Source organism: Streptomyces sp. NBRC 110028, assembly GCF_001417735.1.
Lineage (GTDB): Bacteria > Actinomycetota > Actinomycetes > Streptomycetales > Streptomycetaceae > Streptomyces.
Genome location: NZ_BBUZ01000026.1, coordinates 117,801 through 134,102, shown reverse-complemented (window position 1 = coordinate 134,102; position 16,302 = coordinate 117,801). Strand labels below are relative to the sequence as shown.

General features: G+C 69.8%; 15 protein-coding genes and 4 pseudogenes. 12 read left to right on the top strand and 7 right to left on the bottom strand.

All coding sequences use genetic code 11. The features are described 5' to 3' along the window. Positions 1–169: 169 nt before the first annotated feature. A pseudogene (locus tag ASC60_RS39265) lies at positions 170–436 on the top strand (nucleotidyltransferase domain-containing protein); the annotation flags it as partial. Here the strand turns inward: ASC60_RS39265 and ASC60_RS42230 are convergent. Further along, positions 319–918 (bottom strand): hypothetical protein, encoded by a 600-nt coding sequence (locus ASC60_RS42230; RefSeq protein ID WP_055551361.1) that lies wholly within the window; start codon positions 916–918, stop codon positions 319–321. The pseudogene ASC60_RS39265 and the gene ASC60_RS42230 sit on opposite strands and share 118 nt — an antisense overlap. Before the next feature lie 70 nt (positions 919–988). Between ASC60_RS42230 and ASC60_RS15945 the strand changes: the two are divergent. The 3 genes and pseudogenes from ASC60_RS15945 to ASC60_RS39255 all read left to right on the top strand — a co-directional run. Then, a pseudogene (locus ASC60_RS15945) lies at positions 989–1,534 on the top strand (gamma-glutamyl-gamma-aminobutyrate hydrolase family protein); the annotation flags it as partial. After that, positions 1,527–1,727, top strand: coding sequence for a hypothetical protein (locus tag ASC60_RS15940; protein WP_055551358.1), 201 nt, complete (start codon positions 1,527–1,529; stop codon positions 1,725–1,727). The pseudogene ASC60_RS15945 and the gene ASC60_RS15940, both read left to right, overlap by 8 nt. Then, positions 1,675–1,943, top strand: a pseudogene (locus tag ASC60_RS39255) (hypothetical protein); the annotation flags it as partial. The gene ASC60_RS15940 and the pseudogene ASC60_RS39255, both read left to right, overlap by 53 nt. Positions 1,944–2,015: 72 nt before the next feature. Here the strand turns inward: ASC60_RS39255 and ASC60_RS15935 are convergent. Continuing rightward, positions 2,016–2,663, bottom strand: coding sequence for a LysE family translocator (locus ASC60_RS15935; RefSeq protein WP_055551356.1), 648 nt, complete (start codon positions 2,661–2,663; stop codon positions 2,016–2,018). After that, complete coding sequence (locus tag ASC60_RS15930) at positions 2,656–2,904, bottom strand: hypothetical protein (RefSeq protein WP_055551354.1); 249 nt, start codon at positions 2,902–2,904, stop codon at positions 2,656–2,658. Before ASC60_RS15930 ends, ASC60_RS15935 begins: the two co-directional genes overlap by 8 nt. Positions 2,905–3,423: 519 nt before the next feature. Here ASC60_RS15930 and ASC60_RS15925 point away from each other — a divergent pair. After that, positions 3,424–4,770, top strand: a complete 1,347-nt coding sequence (locus ASC60_RS15925) for a PLP-dependent aminotransferase family protein (protein WP_055551352.1) — start codon at positions 3,424–3,426, stop codon at positions 4,768–4,770. 208 nt (positions 4,771–4,978) lie between these two features. After that, entirely contained in the window at positions 4,979–5,263 is a 285-nt protein-coding gene (locus ASC60_RS15920; protein ID WP_159043274.1) for a hypothetical protein, read from the top strand. A gap of 13 nt (positions 5,264–5,276) precedes the next feature. On the opposite strand, the gene ASC60_RS15915 is transcribed toward ASC60_RS15920, so the two are convergent. The 3 genes from ASC60_RS15915 to ASC60_RS15905 form a co-directional block, all read right to left on the bottom strand. Then, positions 5,277–6,860, bottom strand: a complete 1,584-nt coding sequence (locus tag ASC60_RS15915; protein WP_234356962.1) for an ATP-binding protein — start codon at positions 6,858–6,860, stop codon at positions 5,277–5,279. Positions 6,861–7,678: 818 nt separating this feature from the next. Then, positions 7,679–8,326, bottom strand: a complete 648-nt coding sequence (locus tag ASC60_RS15910; RefSeq protein WP_055551348.1) for an HAD family hydrolase — start codon at positions 8,324–8,326, stop codon at positions 7,679–7,681. Then, on the bottom strand, positions 8,323–8,955 hold the full coding sequence (locus tag ASC60_RS15905) for a flavin reductase family protein (RefSeq protein WP_055551814.1): 633 nt from the start codon (positions 8,953–8,955) through the stop codon (positions 8,323–8,325). Before ASC60_RS15905 ends, ASC60_RS15910 begins: the two co-directional genes overlap by 4 nt. A 126-nt stretch (positions 8,956–9,081) precedes the next feature. Between ASC60_RS15905 and ASC60_RS43735 the strand changes: the two genes are divergently transcribed. The 6 genes and pseudogenes from ASC60_RS43735 to ASC60_RS44080 form a co-directional block, all read left to right on the top strand. After that, positions 9,082–9,216, top strand: a complete 135-nt coding sequence (locus tag ASC60_RS43735; protein WP_267892797.1) for a hypothetical protein — start codon at positions 9,082–9,084, stop codon at positions 9,214–9,216. A gap of 117 nt (positions 9,217–9,333) precedes the next feature. Continuing rightward, on the top strand, positions 9,334–10,611 hold the full coding sequence (locus ASC60_RS15895) for a sodium:proton antiporter (RefSeq protein ID WP_079038433.1): 1,278 nt from the start codon (positions 9,334–9,336) through the stop codon (positions 10,609–10,611). Further along, on the top strand, positions 10,598–11,068 hold the full coding sequence (locus tag ASC60_RS15890) for a CBS domain-containing protein (protein WP_055551344.1): 471 nt from the start codon (positions 10,598–10,600) through the stop codon (positions 11,066–11,068). Before ASC60_RS15895 ends, ASC60_RS15890 begins: the two co-directional genes overlap by 14 nt. Continuing rightward, positions 11,065–12,363, top strand: coding sequence for an ArsB/NhaD family transporter (locus ASC60_RS15885; protein ID WP_055551342.1), 1,299 nt, complete (start codon positions 11,065–11,067; stop codon positions 12,361–12,363). Before ASC60_RS15890 ends, ASC60_RS15885 begins: the two co-directional genes overlap by 4 nt. An 85-nt stretch (positions 12,364–12,448) precedes the next feature. Next, positions 12,449–14,350 carry an NAD(P)-binding protein gene (locus ASC60_RS15880; protein ID WP_055551340.1) on the top strand — a complete coding sequence of 634 codons (1,902 nt, stop codon included), beginning with the start codon at positions 12,449–12,451 and terminating at the stop codon, positions 14,348–14,350. A 143-nt stretch (positions 14,351–14,493) separates the two neighbouring features. Next, positions 14,494–14,669: pseudogene (locus tag ASC60_RS44080) on the top strand (transposase); the annotation flags it as partial. 229 nt (positions 14,670–14,898) lie between these two features. Here ASC60_RS44080 and ASC60_RS15875 read toward each other — a convergent pair. Further along, positions 14,899–16,059, bottom strand: coding sequence for a glycoside hydrolase family 30 beta sandwich domain-containing protein (locus ASC60_RS15875; protein WP_370592918.1), 1,161 nt, complete (start codon positions 16,057–16,059; stop codon positions 14,899–14,901). Positions 16,060–16,302: the final 243 nt, after the last annotated feature.

Genomic DNA, 16,302 nt, shown 5'->3' with positions numbered 1-16,302 from the left:
AGCGGGATCAGAACCGCGACGCGCGCCCGGAACCGCGGTGCTGCCCTCTCTCGTGAACATCGAACAGCGCGTCGGCCAGGCGCCTCCCGGCGTCCTGAACAACTGCTGTCGGAACTCCTGAACATAGCCAGCTCGGCGACACGCAGCAGCACAAGGCACAGTAGGCCCTATGAACAGACGAGGGCTGGACCGCGATGGAACGATCGCACGCGAAGGCGCACTGGATCGAGTACCGGCAGCGTTCGCCCCCGTCGTCGACGCCGCCCGCGCTCATATCGCCGATACGTTTGGTCCAACGCGCCTGCACAGCGCCTACCTCTACGGGAGCATCCCCCGCGGCACCGCCACACCCGGCGTCTCCGACCTCGACCTCCAGCTCGCTCTCCACAACGAGCCCACCGAAGCCGACCGCGCTGACGCCAAAGCGATCGAAGCACCACCCGCCCCGCCCTGGACTCCGTATCCGCCGACGCCGCGGCCGCCCTGGTCGTCCCCGCCACCGACGACACCGCGGCGGTCTGGCGCGCGGTGACCGAACTGCGCGCCCGCTTCGGCCCGCCCGCCCGGCTCCTCGCCCTCAACGAGGGTGACCTCGACACCGCATCCATCATCCGCGACCGCCTCGGCTGTGTCGGCCAGGCGCCGACTGAACTCGCCCGGTTCCGCGACAAACTGACCATGAACCAGATCGTCTCCGGCGCGCGCATAGCGACCCCCCGCTTCGCGGATGCCCCCGACGAGCCCGCCGTCCGCGCGTTCGCCGACCGCCATGGCCTGGCCGTCGTGGTCAAGCCGCGCCGGGGTACCGCCAGCCGGGGCGTCGTACGCCTCGATTCCCCCGCCGACTTTCCGCAGCTGGAAGCCCTGCCGTCCGAACCACGCCTGGTGCAGGAGTACTGCCCGGACGACACCGTCCACATCGACGGCCTGTGGACGGGTGAACGCCTGGGACCGTGGCGGGCCTCGCGCTATGTCAACACCTGCGTCGACCGAGCGCGGCATCGAGGTGCACGTACTGCCCGCCACGGCGACCGTCGAGGACGTGTACGCCGTGAACCCGGACGGCGTGTTCTTCTCCAACGGCCCCGGCGACCCGGAGAAGGCCGATCACCCGGTCTCCGTGATGCGGGCCGTCCTGGAGCGGAAGACGCCGCTGTTCGGTATCTGCTTCGGCAACCAGATCCTGGGCCGCGCGCTCGGCTTCGGCACCTACAAGCTGAAGTACGGCCACCGCGGCATCAACCAGCCGGTGCAGGACCGCACGACGGGCAAGGTCGAGGTCACCGCGCACAACCACGGCTTCGCCGTCGACGCCCCGCTCGACAGGGTCTCCGACACGCCCTACGGCCGCGCCGAGGTCTCCCACGTCTGCCTCAACGACGACGTGGTGGAGGGTCTTCACCTCCTCGACCAGCCGGCCTTCAGCGTCCAGTACCACCCCGAAGCGGCAGCCGGCCCGCACGACGCCGCCTACCTGTTCGACCGCTTCACGTCTTTGATGAGCACAGCTCCGATGGAGGGCCGGCGTGCCTAAGCGCACCGATATCCGGTCCGTCCTGGTCATCGGCTCCGGCCCGATCGTCATCGGCCAGGGCATCGAGTTCGACTACTCCTGTGTCCACACCTCCTTCGCGCTGAGCGACGCGGGCTACGAGACCGTGATGGTCAACTGCAACCCGGGGCACCGGTCCCAACGGCGAGAAGACCATCTTCCAGCTCATCCATGACGGCGAGGTCGACCTCATCGTCAACACCCTGTACGGCACCGGCGGCCGCCTCGACGGCTACGAGATCCGTACGGCGGCCGTGGCGCGGTCCGTGCCGTGTCTGACGACGGTCCAGGCTTCGCCGCAGCCGTCCAGGGCATCGACGCACTCAACCACGGTGATGTGGGCGTCCGTTCGCTCCAGGAATACGCGGAACATCTGACCGCGGCGCGGTAGTGCCGAGGCCAAAGGGAGAAGGCCGAAGGGCCGGCGCGTCGCGGCCGGCCCTTCGGCCTTGCTGCTGTGCCGTCAGCTCACCTTGGTCGGGCCTGAGGTGTCGATGGCCAGGGAGACGGCGAGCGCGCCCAGGACGGCGCCCATCGCGTAGCGCTGCACCTTGAGCCAGGAGGGGCGGCGTGAGAGGAAGACGGCGATCGCGCCGGCCGCCAGGACGATGGTGAGGTTGACCGCGACGCTGACCACGATCTGGATCGAGCCGAGGATGAGGCCCTGGAGGAGGACGTGGCCCTTGTCCAGGTCGATGAACTGGGGGATGAGCGAGAGGTACATGATGGCGATCTTCGGGTTGAGCAGGTTCGTCATCAGGCCCATCGTGAACAGCTTGCGCGGTGAGTCGTGTGGCACGTCCCGCGGGGCGAAGACGGAGACGCCGCCAGGCTTCAAGGCGTTCCAGGCCAGGTAGGCGAGGTACGCGGCGCCCGCGAGCTTCACAGCGAAGTACAGCTCGGGTACGGCGATGAAGACGACCGACAGGCCCAGGTTCGCGGCGACCAGGTACACCATGAAGCCGAGCGCCACACCGCCGAGGGAGACGATGCCGGCGCGCCTGCCCTGCGTGATGCTGCGGGAGACGAGATAGATCATGTTCGGGCCGGGGGTGAGCACCATGCCGAGAGCCACCACCACCACGCCGAGAATCCCGCTCAGTTCAACCATGAAACCCCCTCATTCGCTGGTGCGTTGTGTCGCCATCCTCTGAACGCGCTCCGACGGCGCGGTCGTCGCGCATGGCCTCGGCGAGGTCGTGGGCGATGTCGTGGAGGAGGTGGCGGGTGAAGAGATCGACGGTGAGCCGCGGGTCGGCCAGGCGCGGATCGTCGCGGTCCCAGTCATCGGCGGTGAGCGTGGCCAGGCGGAGGGCCAGGGCCTCGGCAGCACGCCCCAGCTCCTCCGCCACTTGCTGCGGCTCCTCGTCCCGGTAGCGCCGGACGGTGTCCGGGCGATCTGTGGATGCCCCGGTCTCCGCCCCAGCCCGAAATCTCGGTGCAATCGATGATTGTCCTAGGATTGCATCGAGTCGGGCGTGGAACAGCAGACACATATCCCGGACGTGGCAGCCCGATTCCAGGGGCGACCAGGCGGGCGAGCCTGCCCGCCGACTTCCGAGTCCCGGGTCCCGCAGGAGCTGCTGCCAGCCTGCTGTGTACTCCCGGAGCGCGTCGGCGATCGCATCCTGCCTGATCAGGTCGGATGTGAAGCCGCAGCGTCGACAGTCGGGCGAGGGTAGGGGAGTCCGGCCGAGCGGTGACCGGAATCGCGTGGTCGTGTTCACTGAGCCCAGTACCCTCCCTTCCTGGCCTCCGGAGCAATGCCCGGAGCGTATGGGCAGAGCAATGCTCGATGCAACCCATGCATTGCACTCGGTGCAATTCTATGGTTGGATGGAGGCCGCCCGGGCGGACGAGGGGAGCGCGCCGTGAAGGACTATCAGAGCGTCGCTGACGCGGTGGCCGAGGAGATCAATGCCGGCGCCCTCCGGCCCGGCGACCGACTTCCCCCGCAGCGCGAGTTCGCGCGGCAGCACGGCATCGCCAACTCCACGGCCACGCGCGTCTACCAGGAACTGGCCCGCCGCGGGTTGACGGTGGGTGAGGTGGGACGTGGCACCTTCGTCCGCGCGGTGTCCGCGAGGTCCGTTGTTTCCGCTCCCGCGCTCACTGAACCCGCCGGCACCCGGATCGACCTCGAACTCAACTACCCGGTCGTACCCGAGCAGAGCACACTCCTCGCCGAAGGGCTCAGCGGGCTGCTGCGACCCGACGCCCTCGGATACTCCCTGCGACCGGTCGGTGCGTCCGACCTCCCGGCCGTGCAGGAGTCCGCCGCCAGCATCCTCGCCCGCGGCGGCTGGCGTGCCGACCCCGCGCGGATCCAGTTCGCGGGCAATGGGCGGCAGGCCATCTCCGCCGTCATCACCGCCCTGGTGCCACCGGGTGGGCGCCTCGGCGTCGAGGAGCTGACGTACCCCGTGATCAAGGCCGTCGCCGCCCGGCTCAGCATCACCCTCGTCCCGCTGGCCATGGACGGTGCCGGACTGGCCCCGGAGGCTGTGGAGGAGGCTCACGCCGCCGCCCCGCTGCACGCGGTCTACGTGCAGCCGAGGCTGCACAACCCGCTCTCGCTCACCATGTCCACGCAGCGAGTCGAGCGGCTGGCCGACGTACTGCTGCGGCTCCGGATCCCGGTGGTCGAGGACGCCATTTGGGCGTTCCTGCACGACGAACTGGCACCGCTCGCCGCCTACGCCCCCGAGCGGACTGTACTGATCGACAGCCTGTCCAAGCGCATCGCCCCCGGTCTGACTCTCGGCTTCGTGGTGGCGCCCGACACCCTGGCGAGCGAGATCGCCGCCGCCCTTCGATCGGGCGGCTGGACCCCCATGCGCTTCGCCCTGGAGGCCGCCCACCGCTGGCAGCAGGACGGCACGGTGAAGAAGCTGGTGGACGCCAAGCAGAGGGAAGCGGCAGTACGGCAGGAGATCGCGGCCCGGCACCTCGCCGGTTTCGCCGTGCAGAGCGATCCACGCTCCTACCACTGCTGGTGGCAGCTGCCGCGCCCGTGGCGCGCGGACACGTTCGTCGCCGCCGCCGCGCGGCACGGCATCGGGGTGGTGCCCGCCGCCGCGTTCACCGTCGGCGGCAGCCACGCCCCCAACGCCATCCGCGTGGGACTCGCCTCGCCCCAGCGAGACGTCCTCTCCCAGGCGCTCGGTACGCTCGCCGGACTCGCCAGGTCCGCGCCGGAGGACCTCGTCACCGACTGACGCCCGTCCGGGCGGACACGGCGGGGAAGTCCGGCAGCGGGGGGGGTGGGGGCCGTCGCTGTGGAGGACTTCGCCGTACGCCTCCTTGTACCGCCTCTCGAACTCCACGAAGGTGGCGCCCTCGTCCGCCGTTCCGCGCAGATACCCGTCGAGGGCGTGGGCCGCGAGCAAGGCCACCACCCCGCCGCGCCGCAAGCGCCCACCGAACGTGCCCGGCTGGCCAACCGCCGGGCATGACAGCCGCCTTCAGCACACGATCGACCCCGACGCTCGCGAGGGCTACCGCTCCGGCACCAACGCCTCACCCGGCAACGTCTTCTGCGGCTACGACCTCCACCTCGCCGTCAACGCCCGCGGCCTCGGCGGCACCGAAGTCCCGTTCGTGATCACTGCCATGCACCTGGCCCCGGCCGGATCCCACAAAGGCGACGCCGGCATCACCCTGATCGACCAGCACTTGACCCGCCACCGATCCGGGGGCGCTCCTGGCTGAGGTCTCCCGGCCGTCAGGCGCGCAGCAGGGTGACGGTGCGCCCGGAGGGCGTGGTCTGCTGCGAGAAAGCGGTGCGCTCGTGGACCGGGGCTGCCTGCGGGCGGGTGTCGAAGACGACGAGGGTGCCCGTGGACAGCTCCATGCGGTCCAGGTAGTCGTCCAACTGTGCCAGCCCCTCGGCGAGGGGGTCGGTGCGGCCCTGGCGCCACACCTTCAGCTCCAGCGCCTCGCGCTGCACCGCCCGCGAACCGTCGGCAGCGGTGTACGGCTGGCGAATCAGCAGGTCCACGCGCCGCCGGCCGACCCCGTACTCCCGGTCGATGAAACCCGCCCCGTTCACGATCCGGTGCAGGTAGGCCATCATCACCAGCTGTGCTGCGGCCTCCGGGTAGGTCGAGGCGGTGGCCAGGATCTCGCCGTTCTCCCGCCAGAACTCGGCGAAGGAGCACAGCAGCTTGTCCATGTCGATCCTGCCATCAGGCAGCCGGAAGCTGCTCGGGGCGGCGACGACCTGGCCCTCCGTGTTGTTTCCCAGGACCCGGACAATGACCTCCTGGTAGATCGGATTGGCCACCCGCACCGGCGCGTCCGGAGCGACCAGCCCCAGGTCGCGCACGTACGCCAGATCGTCGTCGTACGTGTCCGTCGGCAGGAGCAGCTCGCCCGCGATCACCGGCTGGATCACCCGCCGCACCCGGTCCTCGCCCAACCTGGCGGCCAGCGAGTCCAGATGCGTCGCACGCGCCAGGATCAGCCGCTCCTTCGCCTCCTCCATGTGCTCGGCCGTGATCGGCGTGTCCGACGGCACCCCCATCTCCTCGACGACCTCCCGGGCCAGCGCGTTGACCAGCCACGGCTGCCCCTGGGTAAAGCTGAAGGCACGCTCCAGCGCATCCACCGTGAAATCCTGGCCCGTCTCCCTGGTGTGCTGCCCGTACAACTCGGCGACCTCGGCCTCGGTGAAGTCGCCCAACCGCAGCGACGCCACCTTGATGTTGAACGGACTCGACGTACCAAGGCGCCCCGGATCCCCGCCCGAGGCCGCCTTGTAGTCACGCACATCCCGCAGCCCGCACAGCACCACCGCATGCGGGAAGCCGCCACGGCTGACAGTGAAGCCATCGCGCAACTGGCGCAGCACACTGCGCAGGCTCTCCCCCCGCAACGCGTCGATCTCGTCGAAGAACAGCACCAGCGGACGCGGACAGCTCCGCACCCACTCAGTCAGCCCCCGCGTGAGCCGGGACCCGGGCACCGCGTCGGGCCGGGAGGCGCAGGGCGCGAGCCCATCAGGAAGCCCAGCGGACTCCGCGGACCGCCGAATCGCCTCCAGCACCAACAGCTCCGCCTGGCCGTAGTCCTCCCCGGCCACCTCCGCGCTCTCGCACGAGAAGTGCAGCGCCGCGTACCGGCCCGAGGCCGTCAGTTCCCGGGCCATCGCCGCCAGCACCGTCGTCTTCCCGGTCTGCCGTGGCGCGTGCACCACGAAGTACTGGCCCTGCTCGATGTACCCGCGGGCCCTGGGCAGCCGCTCCTGGGCCGGCACCATGTAGTGACGCGTGGGGACGCACGGCCCGGCCGTATTGAAGTAGCGCATACCTCGCACGCTAGCCGACGGCACCGACAACCTGAGGCGACCGTGCACCCGACCACCGGCTACACCGCCCCGTACAGGCACGAGTGCCAGAGGGTGACCCGCATGCCCTGGCGGTCGCCGGAGGCGCTCCAGCGGTCACCGCACCCCAGCGGGCGCTGGCCGCGTTTCTGCGTCTGCCCGCCGGGGGATCCCCGCACCGGGGCACCGCTGGCGGCACAGCTCTTCGCGTGCCGGTCAGCTCATCCGGGGCACCGCTGTCGTCCCAGTCGGCCTCATGCATCCTGCCCTTGCCGAAAATCTCATCCGGGCTGGTGAGCGACCGGGGCGCGCACTGCGGCCAGTGCCTTGTCGGACAGTTTGGCCGCGGGTCAGGGGCCGGTTCCCCGCGACCGCGTACGCCGGGAAGCGGCTGTACCTGCTTCGTCACGGCGGCAAGGAGTGGCTGGATGAAGATCGACACAGTCGCATCGCCGTGGAGACCCGCATGGGCCGCAAGGTCGCCGGCGTGGATGGTCTCTACTCGCACGTTGCCCTGACCATGGAGCAGGAGATTGCCGATTCGCTGCAAACCAGGTGGCTGCGCCGTTCGTGGTCGGCGAGGGAGGGCACTGGAAAGACGGAGAGATGGGCCGCCGGCCGAGGAGGGAGGAGGTCCGGCGGCCCCTTCGCTCAGGTCTGGCGCCCCCTGAGCGGTATGCGAAGAGTCAACCGCCACCCGGCGCGCTACGGGAGGGTGTGCGATAGATATATGCAAGCACTCTCATCACACGGGGTGTGAATACATCACACTCCGTACGACCTCCCCCCTGAGCCGCGCCTCATCCCCTTCCGTCGCGGATGACCTCGACCAGCTCCTCCAGCCCCGAAACCCGCCAGTCCGCCCGCGCCGCATCATCACCGGCAGCCCACAGATGGCCCCAGGGCCCCCGGCGGACATGCGCGGCCCGCAGCCCGGCGGCCCGCGCCGCCCGGATGTCGAGGGCCGGATGGTCGCCCACGTACACCGTCCGGTCCGGCGGGGCCCCGCCCAGCTCGACGACCCGCTCGAAGAACCCCGGATCGGGCTTGGCCACCCCCCACTCCCCGGACGTCGCGACGGCGTCCACCGGCAGTTCCAGCCCGCGCAACTGCTCCCCCGTACGCACTGGCTGGTTCCCGGCCACCACGACCCGTACCCCCAGCGCACGCAGCGCCCCGAGCGCGGGCCGCGCGTCCGGATACAGATCGCGCTCCTCCAGCCACTCCCCCCGCCCCGCCGCGTCCCACGCCCGCCGCTCCGCGGCGACATCCACCCCCGGCCGGGCCAGCCGAATCGCGTCCCCGTCCTCCCGCCCCTGCGCGACCACGGCCCCCACCAGGGCGGACAGCGTATGCCAGGGCACCCCGAGCCAGTCGGCCCACGAGGCCCAGTAGCGGTCCTCCCGCACCAGGGTGGAGCCGACGTCGAACGCCACCACCTCGATCACGACGCGCCCTCCCCCGCCCCCTTCTCCGCCGCCCAGTCCGCATACCGGACCCGCTCGATCTCCAGCACCTCGCCGACCGTCCCCCACTCGTTCTTCCCCAGCCGCGCCAGTGGCCGCAGCCTGCCCACCTCCGGATGCCCGTCGACCATCACCCCGGCATCGACCGCGGCATGCACCACCCGCCCGAACACCACGGTCGAGTCCCCCAACAGCACCGTGCTGTGCAGCTCGCACTCCAACGCCACCGGCGACTCCGCCACCCGCGGCGGCCTCACCCGCACACTGTCCTCGCGCGCCACCCCCACGGCCTCGAACTCGCTCACCCCCCGCGGAAAGTCCGTAGCCGTCCCATTGATCGTCTCGAACATCCGCTCCGGCGCGAGGTTCACCACGAACTCCCCGGTCTCCTCCACATTGCGCAGCGAGTCCTTCCGCCCGACGGAGGTGAACTGCACGACGGGCGGTGACACGCAGGCGACGGTGAAGAAGGAATGCGGGGCGAGGTTCGGTGCCAGCGTGTCCGGGTTGATGGTGGACACCCAAGCGATCGGCCGAGGTACGACGACCGAGGTCAGCAGCTTGTAGAAAGGGTTCCGGCCGACGTTCTCAGGATCAAAGTCGATACGCATACGCCCCAGTATCCGCTGGCCGCGGCGGCGCATCCCAACGGCGTTCCGCGGTCTCACCCAGCCCCCTGAGTTCCACGGAAGGTGCCCGGTGCCGGAAGGCACGAGCACCCGGAGCTGAGCACCACCATGTCCGCCCTGTCCCTGTGGGAAGACTTCGACATCCCGCCCCAGGCCCGCCGCGGCCGCGTCACTCTCAACCTGTACGACCAGCTCTCCGCCGGCCGGCAGCGACCACGTGCCAAGTGCCGATACGACCCGTAGGGATCAAGATTCCATAGTGAACGCGTCAGGATCCTGTAAGGTGCCTGGCGGAGTGCCGGGAAGTCTGGTCGGCGGACAGGGGATCACTCTCTTTGCCGATCGGGGGCGGAACAACCCATGGTGCTCATCGCTGTTTTCGGCGTCGCACTCCTCATCGCGGTACTGGTCTCGGGCTTGGCGGCCCGCTCCGTACTCTCCACCTCGCTGCTCTTCCTCGTCGCGGGCGCGCTCGTCGGTGACGGTGCCTTCGGCCTGATCCACATCACGGCGGACAGCCCGATCGTCTCGGTCACGGCCGATCTGGCGCTGTTCGCGGTGCTGTTCACCGACGGCATGCATGTGTCGTTCCCCGCGTTGCGCGGCGCCTGGCGGAATCCGGCGCGTGCCCTCGGGCTCGGGATGCCGCTGGCGTTCGTGGGGATGGCGCTGATCACCCACTTCTTGGCCGGGCTGGACTGGACGACGTCCTTCCTGGTCGGGGCCGTGCTGGCACCGACGGACCCGGTGTTCGCGTCGGCGATCGTGGGCCGTAAGGAGGTCCCGGCGCGGTTGCGGCAGTTGCTGAATGTGGAGAGCGGGATCAACGACGGGCTGGCGCTGCCGGTCGTACTGGTGCTGATCGCGACGGCCGGGCCGACCTCGGATGCGGCGGAAGCGTCGCTGTCGAAGATCGCCCTTGAGCTGGTCGGTGGTCTGGCGCTCGGTGTCGTGCTGCCGCTGGTCGTGAACGGGCTCGTGCGGTTCCGGCTGCTGGGCGCGGAGCCGAAGCTCCAGCCGCTGCTGCCGCTGGCGACCGGAGTGATCCTCTACGCCACCTGCCATCTCACCCATGCCAACCCCTACCTGGCGGCCTTCTCCGCGGGCGCGGTGTTCGCCTCGGTGTCGCCGGACTCCAGGCATGCCTTCGAGCCGCTGGGTGAGGCGCTGGCGGAGCTGAGCAAGTTCGCGGCACTGCTGGTGTTCGGGGCGCTGCTGACGCCACGGCTGTTCGGTGACCTGCCGCTCGGCGGATACATCGCTGTGGTCCTGGCGATCGTTCTGGTACGCCCGGCGTCGCTGCTGCTCTCGCTGATCGGCACCCGTTTCGACCGGCGGGAGAAGCTGGCGGCGGCCTGGTTCGGCCCGAAGGGCTTCGCCTCGGTCGTCTACGGGCTGCTGGTGCTGCAGTCCGGCATCCCGCAGGGCCAGGAGGCATACACCCTGATCGCGATGTGCATCGCCTTCTCCATCGCCGCCCACAGCAGCACGGATGTACCCGTCGCCCGTCTCTTCGATGTCGAGGACCTCGTCGGCATACCGGATGACGACGATGACGATGAGCACAGGCAGAAGCGGACTGCGGTGGCCGCGGAGCCTGCGGCCCGGATGGAGGAGGACGGCAATGCGCGCACGTGATCTGGCGGTGGAATATCCGTCGGTGCGTCTGGACAGCGATGCGCTGGACGCGGCACGGCTGCTGGCCGAGCAACGGCTGCCCGGGGTGCTGGTGCTGGGCGACGGACCGGAGCCCTATGCGGTACTGCCCGGGTCCGCACTGGTCAAGCTCCTGGTGCCCGGCTACGTACTCGAAGACCCCACGCTCGCGGCGGTCATCGACGAGCCGCACGCGGACCGGCTGTGCCAGGCGCTGGCGGGACGGCGGGTGGCCGACTGCCTGCCCCGGGAACCTCACAAGCCGCCGGTCGCGGACCCGGACGACACCGCTCTGGAGGTCGCGGCGCTCATGGCGCGCGAACGCAGCCCGCTGATCGCAGTGGTGGAACGGGGTGAGCGCGGGGAGCGCGGCGGCTCCCGGTTGCTCGGCGTGATCACCGCCGCCCATCTACTGGAACGTCTTCTGGGGGCAACATGAGCGACTGGCACAGCTGGGCGGCGATCGCCGTCTTCGTGATCGCGTACGTGGCGATCATCAGCGAGCGCGTCCACCGCACGGCCGCCGCCCTGGCCGGTGCGGCGGCCATGCTCGCCATCAGCGCCACCGACGACAAGGCCGCCTTCTTCGACGAACACTCCGGGATCGACTGGAACGTCGTCTTCCTGCTCCTCGGCATGATGGCGATCGTCGGAGTCCTGCGGCAGACCGGCCTGTTCGAGTATCTGGCGATCTGGGCGGCCAAACGCGCCCGCGGCAAACCCTTCCGCGTGATGACCATGCTGATACTCATCACCGCCAGCGCGTCCGCGCTGCTGGACAACGTCACCACCGTGCTGCTGGTCGCCCCGGTCACCCTGCTGGTGTGCGAACGCCTCGCGCTGCCCGCCGCCCCCTTCCTGATCGCGGAGGTGCTGGCGTCCAACATCGGCGGCACCGCCACCCTGGTCGGCGACCCGCCGAACATCATCATCGCCAGCCGGGGCGGGCTGACCTTCAACGACTTCCTCGTCCACCTCGCCCCCATCGCCGCGCTGCTCACCGCCGTGCTGGTGGTGATGTGCCGGGTGATGTTCCGGAAGGTGCTGGTGTACGACGAGGCCCGGGCGGCGGAGGTGATGGCGCTGGAGGAGCGCGAGGCCATCCGCGACCACACGCTGCTGTACCAGGGCCTGGGCGTGCTCGCCCTGGTCGTCTTCGGGTTCGTGGCGCATCCGGTGCTGCACTACGCGCCGAGCGTGGTCGCCCTGCTCGGCGCCGGGCTGCTCATCGCCGTCTCGAAGGTGGAGACGGGCCAGGCGCTGAGCGAGGTGGAGTGGCCGACCCTGGCGTTCTTCGCCGGGCTGTTCATCATGGTCGGGTCGCTCATCGAAACAGGCGTCATCGGAGAGGTCTCCCGTGCCCTGGCGGACGCGACCGGTGGCAGCGAGCTGGGTGCCACGATGCTGCTGGTGTTCGGCTCCGCCGTGCTGTCGGGGGTCGTCGACAACATTCCGTACGTCGCCACCATGGCCCCCATCACCGCCGACCTGGCCCACGGCTTCGGCGGTGACGGTGTCCACGTGCTGTGGTGGGCCCTGGCCCTGGGCGCGGACCTCGGCGGCAACGCCACCGCCATCGGCGCCTCCGCCAACGTCGTCGTCCTCGGCATCGCCGAACGCAACCAGCAGCCCATCTCCTTCTGGCAGTTCACCAAGTACGGGCTGGTCGTCACCGCGGTCACGGTCACCATCGCCGCGGGGTACCTGTGGCTGCGGTACTTCGCCCTCGGCTGACCGCTGACATCACCGACCGACGGGGGTCTGCACCATCATGTCTTCCTCACCTCAAGGACCGCCCGGCCATCCCGCCGTCCCGCACATGATCGTCTGCGGCGACGACGCGCTGGCCCACCGCCTGGCGGCCGAACTGCACGAGGTCTACCGCACACAGGTGACGGTCGTCGTTCCGGCCGCGGCCCCGGTAGGGGAGACCACGCGGTTACGGACCACAGGACCCGCTCGCGCGTCCGCCCTCCTGGGCCGCGTGGCAGCGGCGGTCGGACGGGCGCCGCTCCCCCGCCAGGGCGCGTCGGACGGGGCGCCGGATACGGGCGTTCGGCTGATGGAGGCGCCGGACCTCGCCGATGACGTGCTGACCGAGGCGGGGGCGGCGCGGGCCACGGCACTGGCTCTGGTCCATGACGACGACGAGACTAACATCCACGCCGCGCTGCGTGCCCGTCGGCTCAATCCCCGGCTGAGGCTGGTGATCCGGCTCTACAACCGAAAACTGGGGCAGCACCTGGAAGACCTGCTCGACCAGGCCGCGGTGGTCGCCGACCCCGGCATGGACCCGGCGGAGCTGGACGCCGCCACCACTGTGCTGTCCGACGCCGACACCGTGGCTCCCGCGCTCGCGGCCACCGCCGTCGCGGGCACGCGGAAAGTGGTGCAGGCCGACGGGCTGCTGCTGCACGCGGCCGAGCGCATCCCGCCCGACCGCGACGAGGTCGCCGATCCGGGACTGTGCACCCTCGCCCTGCTCTCGTCCACCACCAGCGACCCCGGCGGCAGCGAGGGCTCGGACAGCAGCGGAGACGAAGGTCCGCGCCTGCTGCCCGGCGACGAGGAGGTCGCCGCCGCCACCGGGCGCGGCACGGTGGTGCTGGAAGCCGTCTCCTTCACCGGTACGCCCCTTCCACCGCGGCGGCTCGGCAGCCGCAGGGTGCCACTCGCCTCCCTGTTCTCCCGCCGGCTGCGCTGGTCCGTCGCCGCGATGGTGACCGCCGTTCTCGCACTCGCCCTCGCTTCGTGGCAGTTCACCGGGGACGACCTCCCGCACGCGGCCTACCTCACCGTGCTGGACGTGCTGGCCATCGACGACCCGGCGCTCGACGAGCCGACCGCGCGCAAGGTCCTCCAACTGCTGTCCGGACTGATCGGCTTGCTCCTGCTGCCCGTCCTGGTGGCCGCGGCCCTCGAAGCGCTGGGCACCTTCCGGACCGCGTCCGCGCTGCGCCGGCCACCGCGCGGGCTCTCCGGCCACGTCGTCCTGCTCGGCCTCGGCAAGGTGGGCACGCGTGTGCTGGCGAGACTGCGTGAGCTGGACATCCCCGTGGTGTGTGTGGAGGAGGACCCCGAAGCGCGAGGCATCCCGCTCGCCCGGCGGCTGGGAGTGCCGACCGTCGTTGGTGACGTCACGCAGGAAGGCGTGCTGGAGGCCGCCAAGATCCGGCGGGCGCACGCACTGCTCGCGCTGACCAGCTCCGACATCACCAACCTGGAGGCGACGCTGTACGCCCGTTCGGTCAAACCCGGCCTGCGGGTGGCACTGCGCCTGTACGACGATCACTTCGCCACGGCCGTCTACCGAACTCTGCGCGCCGCCCACCCCCAAGCCCTGACCCGCAGCCGCAGTGTCTCGACACTCGCCGCACCGGCCTTCGCCGGAGCCATGATGGGCCGCCAGGTTCTGGGCGCCATACCGGTCGAACGCACAGTACTGCTCTTCGCCGCACTGCATGTCGCGGGCCATCCGCAGCTGGAGGACCGCACGGTCGCCGAAGCGTTCAAACCGGGCGCCTGGCGGGTGATCGCGCTCGACGCGGCGGAACCGGCGGACCGGCGGCGCGACCTCGCCGCGGCGCTCCCGTACGACGGCGCCGACCGGGAGCCCGGTCTGGTGTGGGACCTGCACCCCGGCTATGTACTGAAGCCGCACGACCGCGTGGTGCTGGCCACCACCCGCCAGGGCCTGGGCGAACTCCTCGGCGGCAGCTGATCTGACGTAGCCGAAGAGCGCGGAGGCGTCCGGCCGGTCCTCTGCTCCCCGCCAAATGATGGTGATACGGCTTGTCCTCATCCAGTGACGTTGGATGGGGCTGCATGCTGAGGAGGTACGGCGGCGTTCGGAGATCACATGAAGCGGACGAGACCGTCGGTCGCGGCTCCCGCGGCTACGACGCGGGCAAGAAAATCAACGACCGCAAGCGGCACCTGGTGGTCGACACCCGCGGCCTGCCGCTGCTGGTCATGGCCACCCCCGCCTCCCTCAACTCCGCGACGCGGGCAAGGAAGTCCACTTCCGCCTCCGCCCAACGCGCGGGCGCCGATCTCGACGGCCGACTGCCGAGCGGGGGCGTTGTGCAGCCGCACGCCGGCCACCTCACTCCTACGCCTCTGGAAAGCTGGACAAGGCTTCGCTGATCACGCGGGTGGCGAAGTCGCGGCCGTCGGTGAGCCGGCCCTTGCGTCTGCGGGGTCGGCCCCGCAGGCCGTCCGCACCAGCCGGCCGGCCCGTGTCCGCGCGCCTGATGGGAGTGGTTTGCCTCACCCGGTCACGAAGGTGGTCACGCTTCGGGCGGGAAGCTCGCCCGTGAAGGAGCCGTTCGACACGTTGATCGCACCCCTGGGCGCGAGGTTCCTGCTCGCGTCCGTCAGCCAGGACGACACGCTGGACGAGGTGTTGTTCACAAGGGTGAACGGCTGACTCACTGTCGAGGTGCCCTTGTTGATGGCGACGATGACCACTTTGGAAGTTCCGCCTTTGTACGCCGAGACGTAGAGGTTCGCCTGGGGATTCGAGGTCGCGTTGATCCGCACATACCCAGGTCGGACGAACTTCGAGAAGTGCGCCATGTTGGCCCCGCGCTTGCTGATGCGCCCGTCTTCCCGCATCGGGCCGTAGCTGCGCCGGATGTACCACCACACATAAGCCTGGAACTCGGCGTCCACCAGGGCGCGGTGGATATGTTCCCCCACGTCGAGCGCTTGGGGCCAGAGGTCCGCCGAATCGCTGCTGTTGGGGTAGTAGACCTCGGTCATCCAGAGTTCTTTACCCCTGCCCCTTTCCTTGAAGAGGGGGTAGGGAAAGTTCTGGTACGGCGTGCCGTACAGGTGAGCCCCGAGAATGTCCATATTGGCGAGCGCCCCCGAATCGTTGAGAAGCGGGTCCGAGAAGCTCTTCACATACTGGAAGGACTCCGGCGCGATGACCCTGGTGCCGATCGAGCCGGCGTTCTCCCGCAGGAACCGGATCATTTCGTTCGGAGTCCACCATGTCCAGTCATGCGCGTAATCGGGCTCGTTCTGTATGGAGATCGCGTACAGGTTCACGCCGTTGTCCCTCATGAACCTGTAGAACTCGTCCAGGTGGAGCGCATAGGCGCCGTACATGTCGTACCGGAGCCGTTTCGCGTTGGCCTGATTGCCATGTACGAAGGTCTCCACCATATGAGCGGGCGGATTCCAAGGCGACGCGATGACGGTCGCCCCGTACTCGATCGCACGCCGCGCCGTCGCCACCTCGCGACTCCAGTCCGCCCGGTTCTCGTATACGGGGATTCTCAGCACGGAGAACCCGAGTTGCCCCTCGCCGTTGCCGAATGCCACATCCCTCTGGGCAGGCGTCAGATCGTTGATCCACAGAGTGTGGTTCATGCCGCCGAAGCCCCGGATGGTCTGCCGCTCCGCCGCCGGATCGATGATCACTCCGGCAGCCGCCGTCGCGGACGCCCCCACGGCCGGCGTCGCGGACGCGAGGACCGGCAGGGCGCTTATCGTGGCCAGAACGGACCGCCGGCTCGGGGCTTGTCGCCCTCGCCCCCCGGATCGCTCCCGATGCGACGTCATCGATTGTCCTCTCCGAATGTTGGCGTTGATCCGCGGTGCTCCGACCCTCATGTCACCGGGCGCACGACGCTCCTGGTCCGGGACGAAGCCGCATACGCGTCT